At 46.1% G+C, this 1,867-nt stretch carries 2 protein-coding genes and 1 pseudogene; 2 read left to right on the forward strand and 1 reads right to left on the reverse strand.

What is annotated here, in order from left to right; all coding sequences use genetic code 11:
* Together F6K49_RS44985 and F6K49_RS44990 are read left to right on the forward strand one after the other, a co-directional pair.
* The coding region (locus F6K49_RS44985) for an iron ABC transporter permease (RefSeq protein WP_293108586.1) at nucleotides 1-1,418 on the forward strand (1,418 nt) is incomplete at its 5' end.
* Between the two features lie 47 nt (nucleotides 1,419-1,465).
* Nucleotides 1,466-1,624 (forward strand): hypothetical protein, encoded by a 159-nt coding sequence (locus F6K49_RS44990; protein ID WP_158069795.1) that lies wholly within the window; start codon nucleotides 1,466-1,468, stop codon nucleotides 1,622-1,624.
* Here the strand turns inward: F6K49_RS44990 and F6K49_RS44995 are convergent.
* A pseudogene (locus F6K49_RS44995) lies at nucleotides 1,594-1,867 on the reverse strand (Fe(3+) ABC transporter substrate-binding protein); the annotation flags it as partial. The gene F6K49_RS44990 and the pseudogene F6K49_RS44995 sit on opposite strands and share 31 nt — an antisense overlap.

Raw genomic sequence — 1,867 nt, forward strand, 5'->3', positions numbered from 1 at the left:
CATGGCTAGTAACCATGTGTCGCTTCTGGGGAAGCCGGGTGTTTGAATGGGCGCTACTACTGCCTCTGGCAGCACCAGCCTATTTACTTGCCTATACTTACACCAATATGCTGGACTTTTTTGGACCGGTACAGACCTGGCTGCGGCAGCTGTTTGGCTGGACTAGCGTGCAGGATTATTGGTTTCCCAATGTCCGGTCTCTGTGGGGTGCGATCGCCATGTTGTCTTTAGTGCTGTATCCCTACGTTTACCTGATCACCAGGGTAGCCTTCCTAGAGGAATCCGTGCGTACCCTAGAAGCTGCTCGTTCCCTCGGATGCAGCCCTTGGCGTGGCTTCTTCACCGTCGCTCTACCCCTAGCCAGACCGGCGATCATGGCAGGTTTGGCCTTAGCACTAATGGAAACCCTAAGCGATTTTGGCACAGTAGAGTATTTCGGTGTCAGTACCTTTACTACAGGGATATATCGTACCTGGTTAGGCATGGGTGAGAGGTCAGCCGCTGCTCAACTAGCCGCCTGTCTGCTACTATTCATAATTATTTTAATTGTACTGGAACGCTGGTCTCGTAGGCAATCTCGCTATTATGAGACTGGCAGTAGTTACCAACGAATTAAGCCTTTTTCACTAACTGGGGGTCGAGGCATCCTCGCGCTGTTAGCCTGTTTGCTTCCCATTGGTCTTGGATTTTTAGCACCCGCAGCATTTTTGCTGCACATGACCATTAAAAATGCCGAGGAAACCTTAGATGATAAGTTTTTTCAGCTAGCTACAAATAGTTTACTATTAGCAATCACAACGGCTGCGATTGCCATGGTTCTAGCATTAGTCATGGCTTATGGGCAACGTCTAGTGCCCAAACTAGGGATGCGCTTAGCAGTACGCACTGCTGCCATGGGTTACGCTATCCCTGGTTCAGTGATTGCAGTTGCTGTGTTGATGCCCTTAGGTCAGTTGGATAATACCATTGACAGCTGGATGCGGGCAACCTTTGGCATATCCACTGGTTTAATTTTTAGTGGCACCATCATTGCTCCAGTATACGCCTATCTTGTGCGCTTCCTAGCAATTTCATTCAATACGGTTGAATCCAGCCTAGGTAAGATTAAGCCTAGTTTAGATGATGCCTCTCGCAGTCTCGGTTATGGTCCTACGCTTACCCTAATTAAAGTTCACGCCCCATTAATGTGGGGAGGATTGTTGACAGCAGCCATGTTGGTGTTTGTGGATGTAATGAAAGAGTTACCAGCAACTCTGATCCTGCGACCGTCTAATTTTGACACCCTGGCAGTACGAGTTTACCAGTATGCCTCCGATGAACGCTTAATTCAGGCATCAGCACCAGCTTTAGCTATTGTTTTAGTAGGAATTATTCCAGTAATTTTATTGAGTTTAAAGATTGCTAAATCTCAGAAATAATTTTAATGCAGAATTCTAAATTCTAAATTCTAAATTCTAAATTCTTCATGGTGTTGGAATCAAAAAAAAGGGAACAGGGAACAGAGAAAAGAGGAGTTTTTGCTTTCTGCGCGCTACTCCCGACTCCCTACTCCCTACTCCCTAATACGACAGTACTTCACCTAATTTACAACTGTTATACCCAACCAGCAATATCCATCAGTTGAACTGCTGTAGCACTATTGGGACCATATTGGGAAACACTGGTTGGATCTTCCTTAAAAGGAAAACCAAAGCCCGCAAGTACCGGATCAATCGGTGTTCCAGAAACCACTGGATATTCGCTATTAGCTTGAGCAAAGAAGGTCTGAGCCGTAGGGCTAGTTAGATACTCTAAGAATTTGATAGCATTTCCTGGATTAGGAGCTGTTTTCACCAAGCCGCCACCACTGATATTAATGTGGGCACCA

It is taken from the genome of Moorena sp. SIO3I6, assembly GCF_010672095.1.

Excerpts from the sequence above, each read along its gene's own strand:
- F6K49_RS44990 (WP_158069795.1), top strand. The coding sequence starts at position 1,466 with ATGGTGTTGGAATCAAAAAAAAGGGAACAGGGAACAGAGAAAAGAGGA.